This is a genomic window from Corynebacterium testudinoris (assembly GCF_001021045.1).
Taxonomy (GTDB): domain Bacteria; phylum Actinomycetota; class Actinomycetes; order Mycobacteriales; family Mycobacteriaceae; genus Corynebacterium; species Corynebacterium testudinoris.
Genome location: NZ_CP011545.1, coordinates 1564976 through 1585039 on the forward strand (window position 1 = coordinate 1564976; position 20064 = coordinate 1585039).

A 20064-nucleotide genomic window follows, 5' to 3' on the forward strand; every position below is an offset into this window, starting at 1 on the left:
GTGGTGTCCCCTCGGAAAGCACGGTCCCACTGTTGAACAGTGTGATGTGGGTGCACCTTTGCACCCCGATCCACACGAACGAATTAGGTAAGGCGAAAGGGCGTACGTGGCAGCCAAGGAATCTTCTTCAAACAAGGCACTCACGGACGGCGGGGAGGTTTCCACTCAGGAGACGACCGAGTCCGCCCCGGTGAAGAAGGCCGCCAAAAAGGTGGCCAAGAAGGCCGCGCGCAAGGCTACGAAAAAGACTGCGCGCAAGGCCGCTAAGAAAACGACTAAGAAGTCGGCCAAGAAGACAACGGCTAAGTCGACGACCAAGGCCGAGGTGGTTGACGGGGAAGAACCCACCACCCCGGAGGACGCCGAGCAGGACACCGCTGACGACGAGACTGACGTTAATGTTGACTTCGACCCGGAGCTGGCTGAGGACGATGACGCGGAGGTCACCCTCGACGAAGACGAGTTGGGGGACGAAGCTGAGACCGAAGAGGTCGCCGAGGACGAGGGCGCTTCTGTTTGGGACGAGGACGAATCAGCCACGCTGCGCCAGGCCCGCAAGGACGCCGAGCTCACCGCGTCGGCTGACTCCGTGCGCGCGTACCTCAAGCAGATCGGTAAGGTCGCCCTCCTTAACGCCGAGCAAGAGGTGTCCCTGGCTAAGCGCATTGAGGCCGGCCTGTACGCCACCCATCGCATGGAGCAGATGGAAGCCGCTTTCGCCGGTGGCGATAAGGATGCCAAGCTCACCCCCGCGGTGAAGCGTGACCTGCGGGCTATTGCCCGCGACGGTCGGAAGGCCAAAAACCACCTGCTGGAGGCCAACCTCCGACTCGTGGTGTCGTTGGCCAAGCGCTACACCGGCCGCGGCATGGCCTTCCTCGACCTGATCCAGGAAGGCAACCTGGGCCTCATCCGTGCGGTGGAGAAGTTTGACTACACCAAGGGCTACAAGTTCTCCACGTATGCGACGTGGTGGATCCGTCAGGCCATTACCCGCGCGATGGCGGACCAGGCCCGCACGATTCGTATCCCGGTCCACATGGTCGAAGTCATCAACAAGTTGGGTCGCATTCAGCGTGAGCTGCTCCAGGATCTAGGCCGTGAGCCCACCCCGGGTGAGCTGGCCAAGGAAATGGACATCACCGAGGAGAAGGTCCTCGAGATCCAGCAGTACGCTCGTGAGCCCATCTCCCTCGACCAGACCATCGGTGATGAAGGTGACTCGCAGCTGGGTGACTTCATCGAGGATTCTGAGGCCGTGGTCGCCGTCGACGCCGTGTCCTTCACGTTGCTGCAGGATCAGCTGCAGGATGTGCTGCAGACTCTCTCCGAGCGTGAGGCGGGTGTGGTCCGCCTGCGCTTCGGCCTCACCGACGGTATGCCGCGCACGCTCGATGAGATTGGCCAGGTGTACGGGGTCACCCGTGAGCGCATCCGCCAGATCGAGTCCAAGACGATGTCGAAGCTGCGGCACCCGTCGCGCTCGCAGGTCTTGCGCGACTACCTGGACTAGGGTTTTCCACGCAGCAGCCGCCCTGTCGTTTCCTATTGGGAACGACAGGGCGGCTTTATTGGTGGGCTTAGGAGGTCGCTACTGCTGCGGGATAGTGCTGCGGTAGCCCCTCTTTGCCGTAGGAGAGTCGACGGTGCAGGCGTTCAAAGGGGCCTTGCCAGCCGGCCAACTCAAAGACGTAGGCGGCGACGACGGTGATAACCCAGATGAGGAACGCGATGCCCATCTGCTTGACGATGCCGACGTCGATGCCCCAGCCGAGCATGAACGGCTGAGTAAAGATGACAAAGAGGATGGACTGGAAAAGATAGCCGCTCATGGAGCGCTTTCCCAGAGCAGTGATCGCGACGACCGGCGGGGACGGCTGGTAGTGCTCGCCTCGGGCACGGGCGGCGTCGATACGCTGTTGTATGCCGTGGGTGGCCAGCGTGATCGCGGCGAGGATCCCCGGGCCGGTGAGCAGACCAAAACCAGAGTTCAGCGTCATGAGGAACGGCTCGAGGTTTTCCGGCAACACGCCGATGGCGGCCAATCCCCAGGGCAGCCCGATGATCATGATGACCACGACGGTGACCAGCATCCAGGCCCGCAGGGTTGAAAGATGCTCGTCCACATTGGTGAGCACTCCGCGGCGGGCCCAGACGAAGCCGATGAGGATGAGCGGGATGATCATGAGCATGACCAGCGGCAGCATGACAGCCTGACCGAGGGCGCCCAACAGGTTGAAGCGGACGAAGGCGGCGACGCTGTCACTGCGGATCAAGTACGAGGTGTCAAAAGCCATCGCGTCGGGGTACAGCAACATCGCGACGGACGATCCGATGGTGAAGATGAGGTAAGCGCCCAGCATGCACCACGCGATGACCATGAGGGTGCGATCTTTCAGCCCGATCATCGCGGCGACGACCATGGCACACACACCGTAGGCAAACATGACGTCGCCAAAGAAAATGAGAAGCATATGCACAATGCCGAAAAGTGCCAGCCAACCGTATCTGCGCCACAACACCCGCTTGGCCTTGTCCAGGGGGAATTGGCGGCGCCACAAGCTCATGGCAATGAGCCCAACGCCGAAACCCAGGAGGGTGGCAAACATGGGCATGCCGCGGACATGGACAAACATGGCGGCGAAAACGACCGCCGCCTTATCCACGACGGTGCCGGGACCGAAGATGCCGCCGAAGTAGTTGGCGTAATCCGCAGAGTTGGTCAGAGCCCAAGCGGTGCCGATGTTGGCCAAAGCGATGCCCAACAGCGCGATTCCTCGGGCCATGTCCGGCGCAACGTAGCGGATCTTCACTTCTCGGGTGGGCGCGGGGGTGCTCATCAATACACAAGTTCCTTCAGTGATCTAAGTACCGGGCCCTACTGGACAGAGTTACTTGCGTTACTGGCAACGTCTTCCAAGCAGGCCTGCTGAGCGGCGGGATCTTGAATGCTCAGGCAATCCGCTATCCCCGTCTCGGTGATGACGAAGTACGCGATCACCCAGAAAGCGATAGCAGCGACGATGGAGAGGATGGACAAAATGATCGAGGTGATGGACATGCCCATGCGTCGACCAGGACCCTGGATTCCGCGGGCCTTGACCACAGCGATGATGCCCAGAATCAGGCCGATGAGGCCGGGCACAAACGCGAAGCCCGAACCGACGATGGATACGCCGGCCACAATGGCCACAATTCCCACACCCAGAGCCCACGGAGCGACGGCATTCTTCCGCTCGTCGGCGGTGGCCCACCCGGTGTTGTCATAGGCGGCCCCGCCGTAGCCAGCCTGTCCGGCGTAGCCAGCGGCGCCGGCTGCGTTCGGGTCATAGGCGCTGTACGGAGTCTCGGAAGATGCGGCAGATGCGGCGGAGGACTCCGCTCCGTCGACCGGCGGGTTGTGGTAGCTACCGAAGTCCGGGGTGCCCTGCTCTACTTCCGGCGAGACGTCTTTCGGCTGCTGGGGGTCGGGGTTGTTGGCATTGTGAGGATCATAAGGGTTAGTCATATGGAGTCACCTTTCTTAAGGCACGAGAAATCAATCAGGTAGGTTTCGATTATTCAACTCTAAACCTTAGGGTAACCAACTTATGTTGCGCTACCTAGATTCAATATGGCACCCGACATCTCCTGGGTGGGTTTACCACTTCCGCAAATAGGCGATTCGATCTCGCAATTGCTCCGCCGAACACAGCGCGGTCGGCGGTCCTCCGCACGCGGATCGCACTTCGGTGTGCACCGCGCCGTGGGGCCGCCCGGTGCGGGTGGCGGTGATGGACACGAGCGCGTTGAGTTCCTTCCTTAGCTGCGGGATCTCTTCACTGGCCACGCGGGAGGCGGCTGCCTGGTTGCCGGAGGACTGCCGGGCTTGCTCGTCCGCCTTTGCTGCGGCCTCACGGGCGTCGAGTTGCTCTTCTTGCCTCTTGCGCAGCAAGGCTTTCATCTGTTCGGCATCGAGAAGGCCGGGCAGACCCAAGTAGTCGGCCTCTTCATCGGAGCCGGAGAGCGTGGCGGTGCCGTAGGTGGAACCGTCATAGATGAGCGAATCCAGCTCCGCGTCGGCGCCGAGGGATTCGTAGCCTTTCTCGTCGTCCTTCTCCGTTTGTTCCCGGTTGGCCTCCGCCAGGGCTTCGTCATCCCAGCCTTCCTTGGGCCGGTCGGGCTTGCCCAGGACGTGATCACGGGAGGTTTCTAGCTTGGCCGCCAGATCCAAGAGGACGGGCACGCTGGGGAGGAAGACCGAAGCGGTCTCCCCCGGCATGCGGGAACGCACGAAACGGCCGATGGCCTGGGCGAAAAAGAGCGGGGTGGAGGCCGAGGTGGCGTAAATTCCCACGGCCAGCCGGGGAACGTCAACGCCTTCGGAGACCATGCGTACGGCCACCATCCATTCATCGGTGGAAGCGTTGAACTCTTCGATGCGCTTCGACGATCCTGGCTCGTCCGAGAGGATCACCGCGACGGGCGTGCTGGACATGGTGCGCAGGATGGAGGCGTAGGCGCGAGCCGTGGTGGTGTCGGTGGCGATGACGAGGCCGCCGGCGTCGGGCATGTTGCGCCGCAGCTGCTGCAGGCGGGTGTGGGCGGCGGCGAGCACCGCCGGGACCCAGTCCCCCTTGGGATCAAGCGCAGTTTTCCACGCCCGGGCGGTTTGTTCGGGACTGAGCGGTTCCCCGAGACGAGCCGCATATTCCTCGCCAGCACTGGTGCGCCAGCGGGCCTCACCGGAGTAGGCGAGGAAGACCACGGGACGCACGACGCCGTCGGCGAGGGCATCGGCGTAGCCGTAGGTATGGTCGGCTCGGGATACGAGGTGGCCTTCCCCGTCCTCCTCGTAGCGAACGAAGGGGATGGGGGAATCGTCGGAACGGAAGGGCGTACCGGTGAGGGCGAGGCGGTGAACGGCATCGTCGTAGGCTTCGCGGATGCCATCGCCCCAGCTCTTGGCGTCGCCGCCGTGGTGGATCTCATCGAGAATCACCAGCGAGCGCTTCGCCGTGCACACCCCGCGGTGCTTGTAGGGGTGCATGGAGACTTGGGCGTAGGTAACCACGACGCCGTCGTAGGCAGGGTTTACCGCCGAGGAATTGGTGAAGTAAGGGTCGAGGGACAGGCCCACCCGGGCGGCCGCGTCGGCCCACTGCACCTTGAGGTGTTCGGTGGGAACGACAACGATGATGCGGTCGACGACGCGCGTGGAGGCCAGTTCGGTGGCCACGCGCAGCGCGAAGGTGGTCTTGCCTGCCCCCGGGGTTGCGACGGCGAGGAAGTCTTTTGGCTTGTGGAGCAGAAACTTGGTCAGAGCCGCCCGCTGCCAGGCGCGCAGCTGCCCCGTGTTTCCCCCACTCACTTCTTGCGCAGGCCCTGGTAGATCCGTTCGCAGTCGGGGCAGACGGGGGAACCGGGCTTGGCAGATTTAGTCACCGGGAAGGTCTCGCCGCACAGGGCGACGACCATTTTCCCACTCACCGCAGAATCGACGATCTGGTTCTTCTTGACATAGTGGAAGAACTTCGGGGTTCCGTCGTCGAGCTGTGTGTCTTCGTTGACGTCGGGGCGTTCGATGGTCTTCGTACTAGTTCTCACGCCCACCATCATGCCCCACGGGGTCCATTTTGGCACACAGGGCTACCCTGAGCAGTATGAATCAGGACACCTTCGACGACGAGCCCGACAATGGGCAGCCGCAACGTCGTCAGCGAAGATTTGGGCGTCGCAATGCCCAACTGATTACGGATGCCCGCCGCTCCCCCGACCAAGACCGGCGACATCGCGAGCGGGTGTATTCCTGGTTGCAGCTGTCCCGCCTGCCCTTTCTTTTTCTCAGCGCGGCGACCTACCTGTGGTGGGAGAATTGGTGGGTCTCGGGTGTGTTGTTCCTTATCTCTGTTCCGCTACCGTGGATAGCGGTGGTCATTGCCAATGGGCATGGGGAACCGCGGGATAAACGCCAAGCTCAGATCTATAAACCGGCGGCGGCGCGGGAGTATTACGCGCAGCTGGAGGCGAAGCGTCTGGAAGCTTTAGAAGCCCCCTCCTCCCCTGGCTTGCCGCCAGCGACTGCCCCTGACGTTATTGATCACGACGACACCCCGGAAGGCCACCACCAGTGACCCGTTCTCCCCTCACGCACCTTGCTCCAGAGCTCGTCCGGGTTTTCCAGGACACCGGTTTCACCGCCGACGGCATTGCCGCTTATGTGGGTCCGGATGTCCACGCTGCGTTGTATCGCCGGGAGCCCGCCGTCGTCCGGCGCGCCACGGCGGATGGTTCCCGCTTCGCGGGCCTCATCCGCACCTTTATCCTCCGGGATCCCCTCCCGGCCACCGCCTTCGCCGATCTAGTTGGTGCGAGCCTGGCGGCTTCGCTTATCGACGCCCGCGTGGCAGACGTCGACCCACACGGCACCGTCCGCGTCACGCTGGATGTCCAGCCGCACACCATCGTTGGTGTCAATCGGTGGGTCTTCTCCGATGGAGATGCCACGTTCACCGGGCAGGCCCCCGGCGCCGACCACGTTGTCGGCGTCGGCGGGGCCAGCCTGTCGTTGTTGCAGGCCACACCCGCCACCCCCACCGGATCTGTTCTCGATCTGGGGACCGGCTCCGGGGTCCAGGCCCTCGGTCAGGTGGGCTACGCCGAATCGATCACCGCTACGGACATCCACCCCCGCGCCCTCGACCTCGCCGAGGCCACCTTTGCCGGGGCTGGGGCCACCGACATTGAGCTACTCGAAGGGCCGTGGTTCGAACCAGTGGCCGGGCGCCGCTTTGACCGGATCGTGGCCAATCCACCCTTCGTCGTGGGCCTCCCTGAGGTGGGACACGTGTACCGGGATTCGGGCCTCAACCTCGATGCCGCCAGCGAGCTCGTCGTGTCGCAGGCTGCCGACCATTTGAATGGCGGCGGCACGGCACATGTGTTGGCTGCCTGGGTGCACACGCCGGAATCGACGTGGCAGGAGCGGGTAGCCTCGTGGATCCCTGACCATGGCGTGTCGGCGTGGTTTTTGGAAAGAGACGTCGCCGACCCGGCCCTGTACGTGGGCACGTGGCTGCGCGATGAGACGGTCGATCCCCTATCGCCGGAAGGCGAGGCCCGCACGAACGCGTGGCTGGATCATTTCGATGCTCACCATGTCACCGGCATTGGCTTTGGCTTCGTCGCCCTACGCAACATCGGTGACTCCCCCTCCGAGGTCGTCGCCGAAACGATGACCCAGACCTTCACCGACCCCTTAGGCCCCGAGGTCGAGGAGTACTTCGAGCGGGCGCAGTGGCTGCGCAACCGCGGGGTCGAGGACATCATGTCCGCTCGGTTCTTCGCCCGACCTGGCCTCGTCAAAGAGAACATCTCCATGTCCGACGCAGAAGCAGGGGTCGGCTTCGTGGAAGCCGCATTGCGGCTGACCCGGACCGATGGGCCGCGGTGGAGTCACGACGTCGATAAGCATGTTGCAGCGTTGGTGTCCGGGCTCCACCCGCAGGGCCTCAGCCTGGGCGAAACCATCGGGCTCTACGCGATGGCGCAAGGTGTCGATGAGGAGGAGCTCATGCACGTGGCACTACCGCCGTTCGTCGACCTCATTCGGCGCGGGATGATCGTCCCGACCGATCTGGACGGGCAGAAATGAAAGCGGTACTGACCCGGGTGAGTTCGGCGTCTGTCACCGTCGACGGCGAAATCGTCGGACAGATCGGCACCGGCCTGTTGGCCCTGGTCGGAGTAGGCCGCGATGATGCTGCCGACGCCTGGGACACCATGGTGCGCAAAATCGCCGAACTACGCATCCTCGACGGAGAACTCAGCGTCGAAGACGCCGGCGCGTCAGTTCTGCTGGTAAGCCAATTCACCCTGCACGGCCGGACCGCCAAAGGTCGCCGACCCAGCTGGTCGGACGCCGCCCCAGGCGACATGGCTGAACCCATCATCGCGCGAATTGCCGAAGGGTTACGCGCCCGAGGAATCCACGTGGAGCAGGGCCGATTTGGCGCCATGATGCAGGTCACCTCAGTCAACGAAGGACCCTTTACCGTCCTCGTCGAATGCTGAAAAAGACGACTGAGAGTTTCCGGGAACAAATGACAGCGGTAGTGCGTTGTCATAGTAAGACCGGCGAAACCACAGGAGGCTGCACTCATGACAAACCCTTCCCCGCAGGAATTGGATGTTGAGGAGCCCCGCGACCGCGGCAGCCGTCGTGGGCAAACTAATGACAACCCCTCCGCGGACCTCGTCCGCGTATACCTCAACGGAATCGGCAAAACCGCTCTGTTGACCGCAGAAGATGAAGTGGAACTCGCCCAGCGCATTGAAGTAGGGCTTTATGCCGATTACCTGCTGACCGCCCCGGACAAGCAGCTCACCCGCGCCATGAAGCGCGACCTTAAAGTCCTGGTCAAGGAGGGAAACAAGGCTCGCTCCCACCTGCTGGAAGCTAACCTGCGCCTCGTTGTCTCCCTGGCCAAGCGCTACACCGGCCGCGGGATGCCGCTCCTGGACCTCATTCAGGAGGGAAACTTGGGCCTCATTCGCGCGATGGAGAAGTTCGATTACGCCAAGGGATTTAAGTTCTCTACCTACGCAACGTGGTGGATCCGCCAGGCCATTACCCGCGGTATGGCTGATCAGTCCCGCACCATTCGCCTGCCCGTTCACCTGGTTGAGCAAGTGAATAAGCTCTCCCGCATCAAGCGCGAGCTCTACCAATCCCTCGGGCGCGAAGCCACCAATGAGGAACTCGCGGAAGAATCCGGCATCGATGAATCGAAGATCGAGATGCTCCTGCGCCAATCCCGCGACCCGGTGAGCTTGGACATGCCGGTCGGTGCGGACGAAGAAGCTCCCCTCGGCGACTTTATTGAGGACGCGGAAGCAACCGACGCGGAGACTGCCGTGGTCGCTTCCATGCGTCACTCCGATATCCGCGCCGTCCTGGACACGCTGGAAGAGCGCGAGCAAGACGTCATCCGTCTGCGCTACGGCCTCGACGATGGTGTACCCCGCACCCTTGACCAGATCGGCCGCCGCTTCGGGCTCTCCCGCGAACGCGTCCGCCAGATCGAACGCGAAGTGATGAGCAAGCTCCGCGACGGGCACCGCGCCGACCGTCTGCGCGAATACGCAATGTAACCATCCCACCCCGACCCGCCAGCCATTCCGATCCCCGGAGCTGGCGGGTCTTCTCCCCTGTTCGCCCTCACCCCTGGGATCGAACCCAGGGACGAGTGAGGGTATTTAGGCTAAAGTTAGACGCATTGACTCCCGCCGGAACCTCCGACGGTAAGTCCCCAAAGTTCACTGCAGAAAGGGTCTTCCTCGTGAAAGACTTGGTCGATACCACCGAGATGTACCTGCGAACTATCTACGAACTCGAAGAAGAGGGCATTACTCCCCTGCGCGCCCGCATCGCCGAGCGGCTCGAGCAGTCCGGCCCCACCGTCAGCCAAACCGTGGCCCGCATGGAACGCGACGGCCTCGTTGTCGTCCGCCCGGACCGCAGCCTGGAAATGACGGACCAGGGCCGCGAACTCGCCACAGCAGTTATGCGCAAGCACCGGCTCGCTGAGCTGCTCCTCACCGATATCCTCGGCATGGAAATCTCGCAGGTCCATGAGGAGGCCTGCCGCTGGGAGCACGTGATGAGCAAGGCCGTCGAAGAGCGCCTCGTGGCGGTGCTCGATGATGCCTCCCGCTCCCCCTTCGGCAACCCCATCCCCGGACTAGAAGAGCTCGGGGCCGGCAACGTCAGCTCGACCGATGCCGGCGTCCGCGTCGTCGATCTCCCCGAAGACGAAGCCGTCGAGGTCCGCATTGTGCAGCTCAACGAGATCCTGCAGGTCGACATCGAGCAATTCGCCCTGCTGCGCGATGCAGGCATCCAGGTCGGCGACACCGCGACGGTGACCAACAGCAACGGCTCCGTTGTTCTCACCGCCGGTTCGGAAGAAGTGAAGGTCTCCCCCGAGTTGGCCCATGCCATCCGGGTCGAACGCCTGTAACAGCATTGTCTTAAGGACATAAGGAAAGGTCTCTGACTCACCCATGAAGCTACTTGTCACCGGCGGCGCCGGCTATGTCGGCAGTGTCTGCGCCACGGTGCTGCTGGAAGCAGGCCACGACGTCACCATCATCGACAACTTCTCCACCGGAAACCGCGACGCGGTTCCTTCCGGTGCCCAGTTGGTGGAAGGAGATGTTCGCGACGTCGCTGAAGAGGTCCTCTCCGAGGGCGGCTTCGATGGCGTGGTGCATTTCGCGGCCCGGTCACTCGTCGGCGAATCAATGGACAAGCCAGAAGAGTACTGGCAGCACAATGTGGTGACCACTCTCCGTTTGCTGGACGCCATGCGAGCACACGGGGTGGACAACTTAGTGTTCTCCTCCACCGCCGCCACCTATGGTGAGCCGCAGCAGGTCCCCATCACCGAGGACATGCCGACTGCGCCAACCAACCCGTATGGCGCGACGAAACTGTCCATCGACTACGCCATCACCTCTTACGCCCAGGCCCATGGTCTGGGGGCAACGAGCCTGCGCTACTTCAATGTGGCTGGTGCGTACGGCCTGATCGGGGAAAACCGCCCGGTAGAGACCCACCTCATTCCCCTTGTCCTCCAAGTAGCTCTGGGCCACCGCGACAAGATCTTCATTTACGGCGATGACTGGGACACGGAAGATGGCACCTGCGTACGCGACTACATCCACGTCCGCGACCTGGCAGATGCCCACGTTCTCGCCCTCCAGACCAATACCCCCGGCACTCACCGGATCTTCAACCTGGGTTCGGGCGACGGCTACTCCGTAGCCGAGGTTATTGAGGAATGTCGTCGGGTGACCGGGCATCCCATCCCCGCCGAGGTAGCCCCTCGGCGCGCGGGAGACCCAGCGGTGCTCATCGCCTCTTCGGAGAAGATCAAGTCTGAACTGGGATGGGCGCCGTCCCGCACCGACCTCGCCACCATCGTCGACGATGCCTGGGCATTCACCAGCCAGCTCGGCGAGCGGGCCTATTCTGCGCGGCGCTGAGGTGACGCTGGTCTAAGCCGCGGCGTCGGAAAGCCCGGGATCATCGATCCCATGCATTAACCGAAGGTCCCGGCTCGACTGCCGCACGCTCGTGACGAGCTCCTCATTCCTGCCGTTTCGACAATAATCCCACAGCAGGGCGCTGAGCTCGTGTTGGGGAAACTCCTCGACTGCCAAAGCACAAGCAGGCAACGCCCGCATGTTCAACCCCATGTGCACATACGCGAGTGCGTAGCTGCATAGTGCATTAGCGCGGACTTCGCCCCCGAAGGTGCGAGCCACAGCCAGCATGAGACGAGCAGCTGGCCCCGGGCGTGCAATGAGGTCTTCGAAGATCGTGTCCCGCAGCATGGTGGCGGAAAGAAATATGGCGGTAGTGATCAGCTCTTCTGTGTTCTCCATGATGTTCTCGACGCTAAGATCTTGTTCCTCGATCTCGCTGAGGAGATAGCCGACGTCCAGCACTATTCCTCCCACCGTGTCCCACTGTCCACCGCGGACGTAGGGCGCAAAGAACAGACGGTCGGAGATGCGGTCGACCAATTCGATGGCGTAGCGGCGGGCAAACGAGGCGAGGTGCTCGGCCTCGAGCTCGCTGATGTGGCGATTGTTCCGGGCAAGATGGCGGAAAGTGTCCTCACGGTTGATCTCGGGCAGCTCACCCAGGTCTGTCAGCTGCCTCATTGATGCTGTCTGAGTCACCGGGGCGATGACCCCGCTGACCCACGGTGCTGGGAGAGATTCGTGCGGTCCGATGATCAAGCAGTACGGCTCGCCCTGGAGGATATGCTCGGCCCACCAACAGCCCTCCAAGGGAATATTCTGGCTGACCGCGACTTCCAGGATCTTCATGGCGACGGTAGTGATGTCATCCGGCTCGCGATCCGAGATAATAAAAGACATCACCATGGACGTGGGAAAGTCGTGGTCATTGAGGCTAGATAGAACATGCGGCATCATGTCGTGGTTAACCACATCCATCCGCAGGACTGGGCCAAGGCGGTAACGCCCTTCTGTGGCAGTAGCTTCAAAAGCGGCGAAAATCACCGAATCCTCAGGATAGAAGCCAAGGAGCCCCGGGAGGGAGGCGAAGAATTGGCCGGCGTCGTGGAGTGGGTCATGTGGGGTGCGATGGGTTCTGGTCATGGTGTCGATCATGCAAGCTGGCCAATCCTGGCGCGCGGGCGCAGCAGGCGTGCTCGCAGGTCTGTGGAAGGATTTTCGAGTTATCCACAGCCAGCCGGGGTGGCAGTGGCACGTTGAAACCGATTCGGGCACGATGGACCGAATACACTGTTGCCATCTGGTTGCCGTAATCGAGCCGGAGTTGTCAGGGTGAAGCCCGTGCTCAACCCGTGGGATTAAGTTCCACATCCGCTGTGTTGAAGAAGGTATCTGCCGTTCTAGTTCCATCTTCCGCAGCAGCAATCGGGTACCCGACCAAGGGGCCCGGCCAAGCGGATAAGGAAGCTTCTAGCAGCGGTATTAGCGTTAGATGAAGGAGGATGATGGGTATGCAGGACAACGAGCGTGGTATGTACGAATTGGAATACCCGACCCCGGAAATGGGGGCCGGAGCAAAGAATGGCCCGACCCTCATCGTCGCGCTGCAGGGATATGCTGACGCCGGGCACGCGGTGGAGGCGAGCGCCGACCACCTGTTGGCCGCGCTCGATTCTCGTCCCGTGGCGTCGTTTAACAATGACGAGCTCATCGATTACCGCTCCCGACGTCCCGCCGTAACGATGGATCACCATCGGATTACCGATATCGAGGACATTTCCCTCGGGATGCGGGTGGTCAAGGACAACGCGGGCACCCCGTTCTTGCTTCTCTCCGGACCTGAGCCGGACTTGCGTTGGGAAGCTTTTACGGAGGCAGTAGCGGACCTCGCCGAGAAGTTTGGCGTCGAGCAGACCATCTGCCTGTACTCGGCACCGATGGCCGTGCCCCATACCCGCCCCCTCGTCGTGTCCGGACATGGAAACTCCCCAGCCCTCATGGGCGGGATGTTCACCTATGACTCGAAGCTGGTCATGCCGGGGTCGGCCTCCATGATGATTGAACGCGCGCTGCACAAGCGGGGGCGCAACGTGGGCGGCTACACCGCTCATGTCCCCCACTACCTAGCCGCCTCCTCCTACCCGGAAGCCACCCGCGAGCTACTGACGTCTGTTGCCCAGGCGGCCGACTTGGAATTCCCCTTGGGCAGTCTCACCCACGACATGGAACGCGTCGCCGCCCAGCTGGGCGAGCAGATCGAGGACTCCGCAGAGATCCAGCACGTGGTGCGCCAGCTAGAGCACCAGTTTGATGAGGAGTTGGAGAACTACCGCTCCCGGAACCCGCAGGCCATGCTGCCCAGCGAACGCGATATGCCCACCGGCGATGAGATCGGCGAGGAGTTCGAGCGATTCCTCGCCACCCTCGACGACGTCGATGGCGGCGAGGGAGGCGGTGGCGTTGATGGCGGATCCGCTGACCCGGAAGTGGGCAATGACCTCAGCGATGATGAGTAAGTCCGCGTAGTTCGGCCGCCATGTCGGGGTGACCGGCTAGGTTTGATGGTGTGAACCTCGCCCAGATGCTGCCCGACCTGACCGATGTCCCCGAATCCCTGTTGGATGAGTCGATTTTTGATTCGTTCATTTCTTGGGTTCGGGGACGTGGCATTTCCCTGTATCCCGCGCAGGAGGAAGCCGCTTTGGGGATCCTGGCCGGGGACAATGTCATCTTGGCCACGCCAACGGGTTCGGGAAAGTCGATGGTGGCCAACGCCGCGCACTTTATCGCCATGGCGCGCGGGCAGAGGTCGTTTTATACCGCGCCGATCAAAGCTCTGGTCAGCGAGAAGTTTTTCGCGCTGTGTGAGATTTTCGGGCCGGAGAATGTCGGCATGATGACGGGTGACGCCACCGTCAATGGGCGCGCGCCGATTATTGCGGCGACTGCGGAAATTGTCGCCAACATCGCGCTGCGTGATGGCGCAGATGCGGACATCGACCAGGTCGTCATGGATGAGTTCCACTACTACTCCGACCCGGAGCGAGGGTGGGCGTGGCAGGTTCCCCTGTTGGAGCTGCCCAAGGCCCAGTTTTTGCTCATGTCCGCCACCTTGGGCGATACGAGTTTCCTCCAGGAAGACCTGAGCAAGCGGACTGGCCGCACCACAACCTTGGTGGCGGGGTCAGATCGGCCGGTTCCGCTGGAGTTCTCCTACGTCTACACGCCGGTGCACGAGACGATCGAGGAACTGCTTAAGGATGGCAAGGCCCCGATCTATGTCGTCCACTTCTCTCAGCGGGAGGCGACGGAGCGGGCGCAGGCGCTGACGTCGCTGAAGATCATCGACGATGAGACTAAAGCGAAGATCGTCGCCGAGATTGGTGATTTCAAGTTCACCACGACGTTCGGCAAGACCCTTTCTAAGCTGCTGCGTCGGGGCATCGGCGTGCACCACGCGGGTATGCTGCCGAAGTATCGCCGCCTCGTCGAGCGGCTCTCTCAAACGGGTTTGCTCAAAGTCATTTGCGGCACCGATACTCTTGGCGTCGGCATTAATGTCCCCATCCGCACTGTGCTGTTCACCGGGTTGGCCAAGTATGACGGCGTGAAGCAGCGGATCTTGAAGTCTCGTGAGTTCCATCAGATCGCCGGGCGCGCCGGGCGGGCAGGATTCGACACCATCGGCACCGTCGTCATCGAGGCCCCGGAACATGAGATTGAGAATTGGCGGTTGCGCCAGCGCGCTGGCTCCGATCCCAAGAAGCTGAAGAAGCTGCGTAAGAAGTCCGCCCGGGAGGGCGAGGTGACGTGGTCGGAGAAGACCTACGAGCGGTTGACCACTGCGGAACCGGAGCCGATGACCTCGCAGTTTAAGGTCACCAATTCCATGCTCATCAATGTTATTGCCCGGCCCGGCGACGGCTACGAGCACCTGAAACACTTGCTCCGCGGTAATCATGACACTCGTGCGAAACAGAACCGCGATATCCTCACTGCTCTGGAGTTGTTTCAGGGGTTGCTCGACGCTGAGGTTGTGGTCAAGGCCGAAGACGGCGTCGATGAGGACGGCCGGCCGTACCACCTCACCCTTGATTTGCCGCGGGACTTTGCTCTCAATCAGCCACTGTCGCCTTTCGCTTTGGCTGCTTTGACGTTGTTGGATCCGGAGTCGGATAGCTACATGCTCGACGTGATTTCCACCTATGAGGCGATCCTCGATGATCCGCGTCAGGTCCTCATCGCCCAGCAGAAGGCGGAGCGAGGTGAGGAGATTGCGGCGCTCAAGGCCGAAGGCGTCGACTACACCGAGCGCATGGCGATCATTGAGGATGTCACTTGGCCCAAGCCGCTGGCGGAGGAGCTCGAGGAGGCGTACACCACCTTCGCCGAGGGCAATCCCTGGGCGCGGGAGTTTGAGCTGTCCCCGAAGTCTGTCATTCGCGAGATGATTGAGCGGGCGATGACCTTCTCCGACCTCATCGCCACCTATGGCTTGGCGCGCTCCGAGGGCGTTGTCCTGCGTTATCTCACTGATGCGTGGCGCACGCTGAAGAATTCCGTTCCGCAGGAGCACCTCACGGAGCAGCTCGAGGACGTGGTGGAGTGGCTCGGTGAGCTGATTAAGCAGGTCGATTCCTCGCTGGTTGATGAGTGGGCGCACATGGCGGATGAGGACACGCCGATTTCGAAGGAGGCTCTGGAGCGCGAGCTGGCCTTCGGCGTCGAGGATCCTTCGGCGTTGACATCGAATCGCCGGGCTTTCACCATCATGGTGCGCAATCTCATGTGGCGGTTTGTTGAGCTGTTTGCCTATGAGAAGGAGACGGACCTTGCCCGTCTCACGGAGTACCTTGAGCGGGATGACAAGCCGGACTTTGCGGCCGCGATGGATGACTATTTTGATGAGTACGCCGATATGGATACTGGTCTGGATGCCCGGTCCGCGCAGTATTTCCAGCTCTCACAGGAGGGTGGTCGGCTGTGGACGGCCCGGCAGATCATCAAGGATCCGGAAGGGGATCATTCCTTCCAATTCGTCGCCACGATTGATCTCGATGCCTCTGATGAGGCTGGGGAGGTACGCCTGAGTTCTTTGCAGTTGGTGCAGGTCTAGCGCGTCCGTCACCCTCTGCGAGGGTGTGCTTATCGACGTCCACCTTGCTACATGAAGGAAGTTTAATAGTTCCACGCGAACTATCCCTGTAGCCTTTTAAGTACAGCATTATCCACGCATCGACTCAGGAGTGAATGACTTGACTATCCGCGCCCTCACCCTCACCACCCTCGCAGTATCCGCTGGCTTGGTTCTTTCCGCCTGCTCGAATTCTTCCGACACGGCTGCCCCGCCCAGCACGACGACTGCCACCGTGACCGCTGAGGCGACCTCCCCGGCTCCCTCCTCCTCTGCGGAGGTGGCTGGCACCGAAGAGGATCCCGCCTTCGGCGCCATTGATGCGGTGCTCGCCGCACATGCCGGCGGTGTCATTGTCAGCATCGACCGCGATTACCGCGACGAGCACTACGAGGTGGATGTTGTGGTCGGCGACCAGGTCCTTGATCTCAAGGTCGACTATGCCGGTCAGGTGTCCGAGGATGACCGTGACTCAGACAGCGACGATATTCGCAAGGCGCAGAACGCGACTTTGAGCGCTGCTGATGCTATCCGTCAGGCTCTGGAGCAGCACCCGGATGGCGTGCTCGATGATGCCGAGCTCGACGAGGACAATGGCCGCCTCCAGTGGGAAATCAGCCTCGACGATCAGTCCCGCAATGACTTGGTTGAGCTGAATATCCCGGCCAACTAGCTTGAAGTGACCATGACAATGGGCCCCGGAACATCATTGATGTTCCGGGGCCCATTGGGTGCGCACGCTACTTAGCGGGCGGCCTCAACCTGAATGGCCTGTGCCACTGCTTGCATAACGGCAGCGACCTTGACGGACTCCCAGACCTGCTCCTTGGTCAGTCCCTCTTCCCGGACGGTGTTGGAGTGTGCGACGGCACAGAACTCGCAACCGTTGATGGTGGAGACAGCCAGTGACCACAGTTCGAAGTCAGCCTTGTCAACTCCGGGCTTGGAGATGATGTTCATGCGCAGGCCGAACTTGACCTGGGCGAAATCGTCGCCGAGCCAGTGCTTGGCGCGGTAGCCGACGTTGTTCATCGCCATGACGGTGGCGGCACCCAACGCAGATTCGAACGCTGCTTCCGACAGGTGCTCTTTGGCCTCGTCGGCGATCTCGGCGAACACGGTGTCGTTGCGGGTAGCGGCGGCGCAGGCGAGCATCGTGCCCCAGAGCTGCTGCTCGTTGAGCTCGGTGGACCGGGTGAGGGCACCGAGGTTGAGCTTTTGATCTTTGGCGTACTCCGGCAGAGCGGCCTTGAGGTTATCGATCGACATCGGTTACTTCAGGCCTTCCTGCACCACGGCGAGCTTGTCGATGTTCTTGGTCGGGTCGTTGGCCTGCCAGTTGCAGGCGCAGACCTCTTCGGACTGGAGGGCGTCGAGGACGCGCAGAACCTCGTCGACGTTACGGCCGACGGCGTCCGGGGTGACGGAGACGAACTGGATGATGCCATCGGGGTCGATGATGAAGGTGGCGCGATCGGCGACACCGTCAGCGTTCTCGACGCCCAGTGCGCGGATGAGGTCGTGGCGGACGTCGGCGAACATCGGGAACGGCACCTCCTTGAGCTCCGGGTGGGTGGCGCGCCAGTTGAAGTGAGCAAACTCATTGTCGGTGGAGCCGCCGAGGACCTGGGTGTCGCGGTCCTGGAACTCCTCGTCGAGCTTGCCAAAGGCAGCGATCTCGGTCGGGCAGACGAAGGTGAAGTCCTTCGGGTAGAAGAAGACGATCTTCCACTTGCCTTCGTACTTGTCCAGGGAAACGGTCTCGAAGTAATCCTCGGGCTGGGAAGCGTTGACTCCGTGCAGGTCACCGCCCTTCAATGCGGTGAGTTCGAACTCGGGGAACTTCTCGCCAACGGTCAGGATTGCCATGCTTGTCTCCTCTAGAAACGTCGAAAAATGTGGGGGCAACCGGCCGATGTGACCGGTGCAACTCTCCGCCATCGTGCTCGCCCTGTGAAGGGCAACGCGGTGACGGCCGCCGTCCATTATGCGCTTCTTCCCCGCCCACGTCAATAAACAAATCCTGCAAGTGGAGTATATAGTGATAGGCATGCACAATAAGGAGTACCGTCCGACCCTGTCTCAACTGCGCACGTTTGTCACCATCGCAGAGAACAAGCATTTTGGCTCGGCGGCCGCCAAATTGGGAATTTCCCAGCCGTCGTTGTCGCAGGCGCTGGCTGCCTTAGAGCAGGGGCTCAACATTCAGCTCATTGAGCGCTCCACCCGCCGGGTGATCGTCACCTCCGCGGGTGAAACTCTCCTGCCTTACGCGAAAGCGACCCTCGATGCCGCCGAGGCATTTCTCGTTCATTCGCGGGGCAATGGTGGCGCCATGAGCGGCCCCGTGACCATCGGCATCATTCCTACGGTCGCGCCGTACATCCTGCCGGCCTTGCTCACGTCGCTGTCGGATTCTTTCCCCGACCTCGAGCCCCGCATCGTTGAGGATCAAACCCGCCATCTGCTGGAGATGTTGCGGGATGGCCACGTCGATCTGGCCTTGATGGCATTGCCTTCGGATGCTCCGAGCGTCGTCGAAAAGCATCTTTATGACGAGGAGTTTGTCCTCGTTGTCCCCCAGGATCACCCGTTGGCGGGCCGGACTGATCTGCAGCTGGATGCGCTTGACGGCCTTGACCTGTTGCTGCTCGATGACGGCCACTGCCTCCACGACCAGATCATCGATCTGTGCCGGGCGGCTGACCTGAATCCTTCGGAGGCGACCAACTCGATCACCCGGGCATCATCGCTGACCACCGTGACGCAGCTTGTTGCCAGTGGCCTGGGCGCCACGTTGGCGCCCCTGTCAGCCGTGGAGACCGAATGCACCCGACCGGGCTTAGCCACCGCGCGTTTCAGTGAGGATGTCACCGCTCAGCGCGAAATCGGCCTGGTATACCGCAGTTCCAGCTCCCGGACCAAGGAATTCGAGACCATCGGGACACTCGCCACCACGGCATACTCGCAGGCCGTTGCCTCCTACCGCTGAACGTCCACCGGCAAGGCGCCCCCGGCCATCTGGCGATAGAGCATCGTCGATATGAGAGTCCAGGCCGGCATGAGGATGATGAGGGCCAATCCAAAGGTAATGAGGGCCGCCACCACCATCGCCATTATGCCCAGGAAGTGGAACAACAGCAGCTTGGGGTAGTTATTGAGGCTGTTGCGCACTCCGGCCTTGAATGCCCCGACGACGCCTTCCCGGCGATCCAGGACGTAATAGACGATGTATGACATCAGCGGAGCCAGCAGCACTGCGACGAGCACGAGCAGAGCCAGACCGCCTAGCAACTGACCCAGAACCGCCATGGCCTCCGTGTCATTGCCCCACGTCGTCGGATCCGAATTAATCACCGGCAAGAGGAACGGCAACACGACCACTGCCATGATCGCCCCATTGATCAGCTGTGCGAGCACAAGCGTGATGATGGAGGGGACAACATTGACGTTGTGGAAGAAGTCAGCCAACCTCACCTTGGGCTGGTCCACCTGCCGCAGCGCGCCGTGGAGAACAAAAATGCCCAACACCGCCAAGGCCAGAGACAACAGGATCTGCGCCGCTTGGTAGCCCGTGCTCAATTGGTACGTGAGGTCGGCCGAGTCACTGCGGAAGAACCAGTCCACACTCAGGCTCAGAAGTGTCGAGCCCGCCAGCACCAGAAACGATCCGAGAATCCAGATGAGCGGCGTCCGGAAGGTGGCCCTAAACCCCCAACCGACGGCGTCGAGAATATTGACCTTTCCCGTGCCCATCGGGGCCGAGTTTGGTGGCTGATGCGGCTGCTGCCAGTTCCCGTACCCGTAATTGGGCTGGTCCTCGGGGTGCGGGGTGGAAGGGTAGGGGTCGTTTCCGGGCGTGTCCATGTAAAACAAAGTCCTTTCGTCGATTCGTGCCT

Annotated in this window: 19 protein-coding genes; 11 read left to right on the forward strand and 8 right to left on the reverse strand. The window is 61.7% G+C overall.

The genetic code is table 11. The features are described 5' to 3' along the window. The first annotated feature begins 106 nt into the window (after nucleotides 1-106). Nucleotides 107-1513 carry an RNA polymerase sigma factor gene (locus CTEST_RS07565; protein WP_047253226.1) on the forward strand — a complete coding sequence of 469 codons (1407 nt, stop codon included), beginning with the start codon at nucleotides 107-109 and terminating at the stop codon, nucleotides 1511-1513. 67 nt (nucleotides 1514-1580) lie between these two features. Here the strand turns inward: CTEST_RS07565 and CTEST_RS07570 are convergent, their stop codons facing one another. From CTEST_RS07570 to CTEST_RS07585, 4 genes are all read right to left on the reverse strand, one after another. Beyond that, nucleotides 1581-2840, reverse strand: a complete 1260-nt coding sequence (locus CTEST_RS07570) for a DUF418 domain-containing protein (protein ID WP_047253227.1) — start codon at nucleotides 2838-2840, stop codon at nucleotides 1581-1583. Between the two features lie 38 nt (nucleotides 2841-2878). Then, the gene (locus tag CTEST_RS13075; protein WP_052844324.1) at nucleotides 2879-3508 is read right to left on the reverse strand and encodes a hypothetical protein; all 630 of its coding nucleotides are present in this window, start codon (nucleotides 3506-3508) and stop codon (nucleotides 2879-2881) included. Nucleotides 3509-3640: 132 nt separating this feature from the next. Further along, complete coding sequence (locus tag CTEST_RS07580; protein ID WP_047253228.1) at nucleotides 3641-5350, reverse strand: DEAD/DEAH box helicase; 1710 nt, start codon at nucleotides 5348-5350, stop codon at nucleotides 3641-3643. Beyond that, entirely contained in the window at nucleotides 5347-5598 is a 252-nt protein-coding gene (locus CTEST_RS07585; protein ID WP_047253229.1) for a DUF3039 domain-containing protein, read from the reverse strand. The genes CTEST_RS07580 and CTEST_RS07585 overlap by 4 nt, the downstream gene beginning before the upstream one ends. Nucleotides 5599-5642: 44 nt before the next feature. On the opposite strand from CTEST_RS07585, the gene CTEST_RS07590 reads away from it, so the two are divergent. The 6 genes from CTEST_RS07590 to galE all read left to right on the forward strand — a co-directional run bounded on the left by CTEST_RS07590 (nucleotide 5643) and on the right by galE (nucleotide 11028). Next, nucleotides 5643-6113, forward strand: a complete 471-nt coding sequence (locus CTEST_RS07590) for a DUF3099 domain-containing protein (protein WP_047253230.1) — start codon at nucleotides 5643-5645, stop codon at nucleotides 6111-6113. Then, complete coding sequence (locus CTEST_RS07595) at nucleotides 6110-7633, forward strand: N5-glutamine methyltransferase family protein (RefSeq protein ID WP_047253231.1); 1524 nt, start codon at nucleotides 6110-6112, stop codon at nucleotides 7631-7633. Before CTEST_RS07590 ends, CTEST_RS07595 begins: the two co-directional genes overlap by 4 nt. After that, nucleotides 7630-8052 (forward strand): D-aminoacyl-tRNA deacylase, encoded by a 423-nt coding sequence (dtd, locus tag CTEST_RS07600; RefSeq protein WP_047253232.1) that lies wholly within the window; start codon nucleotides 7630-7632, stop codon nucleotides 8050-8052. Before CTEST_RS07595 ends, dtd begins: the two co-directional genes overlap by 4 nt. Nucleotides 8053-8139: 87 nt before the next feature. After that, nucleotides 8140-9132, forward strand: a complete 993-nt coding sequence (locus CTEST_RS07605; RefSeq protein ID WP_047253233.1) for a sigma-70 family RNA polymerase sigma factor — start codon at nucleotides 8140-8142, stop codon at nucleotides 9130-9132. 188 nt (nucleotides 9133-9320) lie between these two features. Further along, nucleotides 9321-10001, forward strand: coding sequence for a metal-dependent transcriptional regulator (locus tag CTEST_RS07610; RefSeq protein WP_047253234.1), 681 nt, complete (start codon nucleotides 9321-9323; stop codon nucleotides 9999-10001). A 43-nt stretch (nucleotides 10002-10044) separates the two neighbouring features. Beyond that, complete coding sequence (gene galE / locus CTEST_RS07615; RefSeq protein ID WP_047253235.1) at nucleotides 10045-11028, forward strand: UDP-glucose 4-epimerase GalE; 984 nt, start codon at nucleotides 10045-10047, stop codon at nucleotides 11026-11028. Between the two features lie 12 nt (nucleotides 11029-11040). Here galE and CTEST_RS07620 read toward each other — a convergent pair whose 3' ends face one another. After that, nucleotides 11041-12174, reverse strand: coding sequence for a DUF4192 domain-containing protein (locus CTEST_RS07620; protein WP_158408154.1), 1134 nt, complete (start codon nucleotides 12172-12174; stop codon nucleotides 11041-11043). A 368-nt stretch (nucleotides 12175-12542) separates the two neighbouring features. On the opposite strand from CTEST_RS07620, the gene CTEST_RS07625 reads away from it, so the two are divergent. The 3 genes from CTEST_RS07625 to CTEST_RS07635 all read left to right on the forward strand — a co-directional run bounded on the left by CTEST_RS07625 (nucleotide 12543) and on the right by CTEST_RS07635 (nucleotide 16838). Next, on the forward strand, nucleotides 12543-13547 hold the full coding sequence (locus tag CTEST_RS07625; protein ID WP_047253237.1) for a PAC2 family protein: 1005 nt from the start codon (nucleotides 12543-12545) through the stop codon (nucleotides 13545-13547). Nucleotides 13548-13612: 65 nt separating this feature from the next. Beyond that, entirely contained in the window at nucleotides 13613-16147 is a 2535-nt protein-coding gene (locus tag CTEST_RS07630; protein WP_047254304.1) for a DEAD/DEAH box helicase, read from the forward strand. Nucleotides 16148-16277: 130 nt separating this feature from the next. Then, nucleotides 16278-16838: a PepSY domain-containing protein gene (locus CTEST_RS07635; RefSeq protein WP_376701788.1), complete on the forward strand. Its 561-nt coding sequence runs from the start codon at nucleotides 16278-16280 to the stop codon at nucleotides 16836-16838. Nucleotides 16839-16909: 71 nt separating this feature from the next. Here the strand turns inward: CTEST_RS07635 and CTEST_RS07640 are convergent, their stop codons facing one another. Both CTEST_RS07640 and CTEST_RS07645 read right to left on the reverse strand, forming a co-directional pair. Then, nucleotides 16910-17434, reverse strand: coding sequence for a carboxymuconolactone decarboxylase family protein (locus tag CTEST_RS07640; RefSeq protein WP_047253238.1), 525 nt, complete (start codon nucleotides 17432-17434; stop codon nucleotides 16910-16912). 3 nt (nucleotides 17435-17437) lie between these two features. Further along, entirely contained in the window at nucleotides 17438-18034 is a 597-nt protein-coding gene (locus tag CTEST_RS07645) for a peroxiredoxin (protein WP_047253239.1), read from the reverse strand. 181 nt (nucleotides 18035-18215) lie between these two features. On the opposite strand from CTEST_RS07645, the gene CTEST_RS07650 reads away from it, so the two are divergent. Continuing rightward, complete coding sequence (locus tag CTEST_RS07650; protein ID WP_047253240.1) at nucleotides 18216-19157, forward strand: hydrogen peroxide-inducible genes activator; 942 nt, start codon at nucleotides 18216-18218, stop codon at nucleotides 19155-19157. On the opposite strand, the gene CTEST_RS07655 is transcribed toward CTEST_RS07650, so the two are convergent. Continuing rightward, nucleotides 19148-20032, reverse strand: a complete 885-nt coding sequence (locus CTEST_RS07655) for a hypothetical protein (protein WP_047253241.1) — start codon at nucleotides 20030-20032, stop codon at nucleotides 19148-19150. The genes CTEST_RS07650 and CTEST_RS07655 overlap by 10 nt on opposite strands. Nucleotides 20033-20064 lie beyond the last annotated feature (32 nt).

Bases quoted from the DNA above. Each gene is read 5' to 3' on its own strand.
- CTEST_RS07590 (WP_047253230.1), top strand. From the start codon at position 5,643: ATGAATCAGGACACCTTCGACGACGAGCCCGACAATGGGCAGCCGCAA.
- CTEST_RS07625 (WP_047253237.1), top strand. From the start codon at position 12,543: ATGCAGGACAACGAGCGTGGTATGTACGAATTGGAATACCCGACCCCG.
- CTEST_RS07605 (WP_047253233.1), top strand. From the start codon at position 8,140: ATGACAAACCCTTCCCCGCAGGAATTGGATGTTGAGGAGCCCCGCGAC.
- CTEST_RS07655 (WP_047253241.1), bottom strand. From the start codon at position 20,032: ATGGACACGCCCGGAAACGACCCCTACCCTTCCACCCCGCACCCCGAG.
- CTEST_RS07650 (WP_047253240.1), top strand. From the start codon at position 18,216: ATGCACAATAAGGAGTACCGTCCGACCCTGTCTCAACTGCGCACGTTT.
- CTEST_RS07645 (WP_047253239.1), bottom strand. From the start codon at position 18,034: ATGGCAATCCTGACCGTTGGCGAGAAGTTCCCCGAGTTCGAACTCACC.
- galE (WP_047253235.1), top strand. From the start codon at position 10,045: ATGAAGCTACTTGTCACCGGCGGCGCCGGCTATGTCGGCAGTGTCTGC.
- CTEST_RS07630 (WP_047254304.1), top strand. From the start codon at position 13,613: ATGCTGCCCGACCTGACCGATGTCCCCGAATCCCTGTTGGATGAGTCG.
- CTEST_RS07620 (WP_158408154.1), bottom strand. From the start codon at position 12,174: ATGACCAGAACCCATCGCACCCCACATGACCCACTCCACGACGCCGGC.
- CTEST_RS07640 (WP_047253238.1), bottom strand. From the start codon at position 17,434: ATGTCGATCGATAACCTCAAGGCCGCTCTGCCGGAGTACGCCAAAGAT.
- dtd (WP_047253232.1), top strand. From the start codon at position 7,630: ATGAAAGCGGTACTGACCCGGGTGAGTTCGGCGTCTGTCACCGTCGAC.
- CTEST_RS07585 (WP_047253229.1), bottom strand. From the start codon at position 5,598: ATGATGGTGGGCGTGAGAACTAGTACGAAGACCATCGAACGCCCCGAC.
- CTEST_RS13075 (WP_052844324.1), bottom strand. From the start codon at position 3,508: ATGACTAACCCTTATGATCCTCACAATGCCAACAACCCCGACCCCCAG.
- CTEST_RS07570 (WP_047253227.1), bottom strand. From the start codon at position 2,840: ATGAGCACCCCCGCGCCCACCCGAGAAGTGAAGATCCGCTACGTTGCG.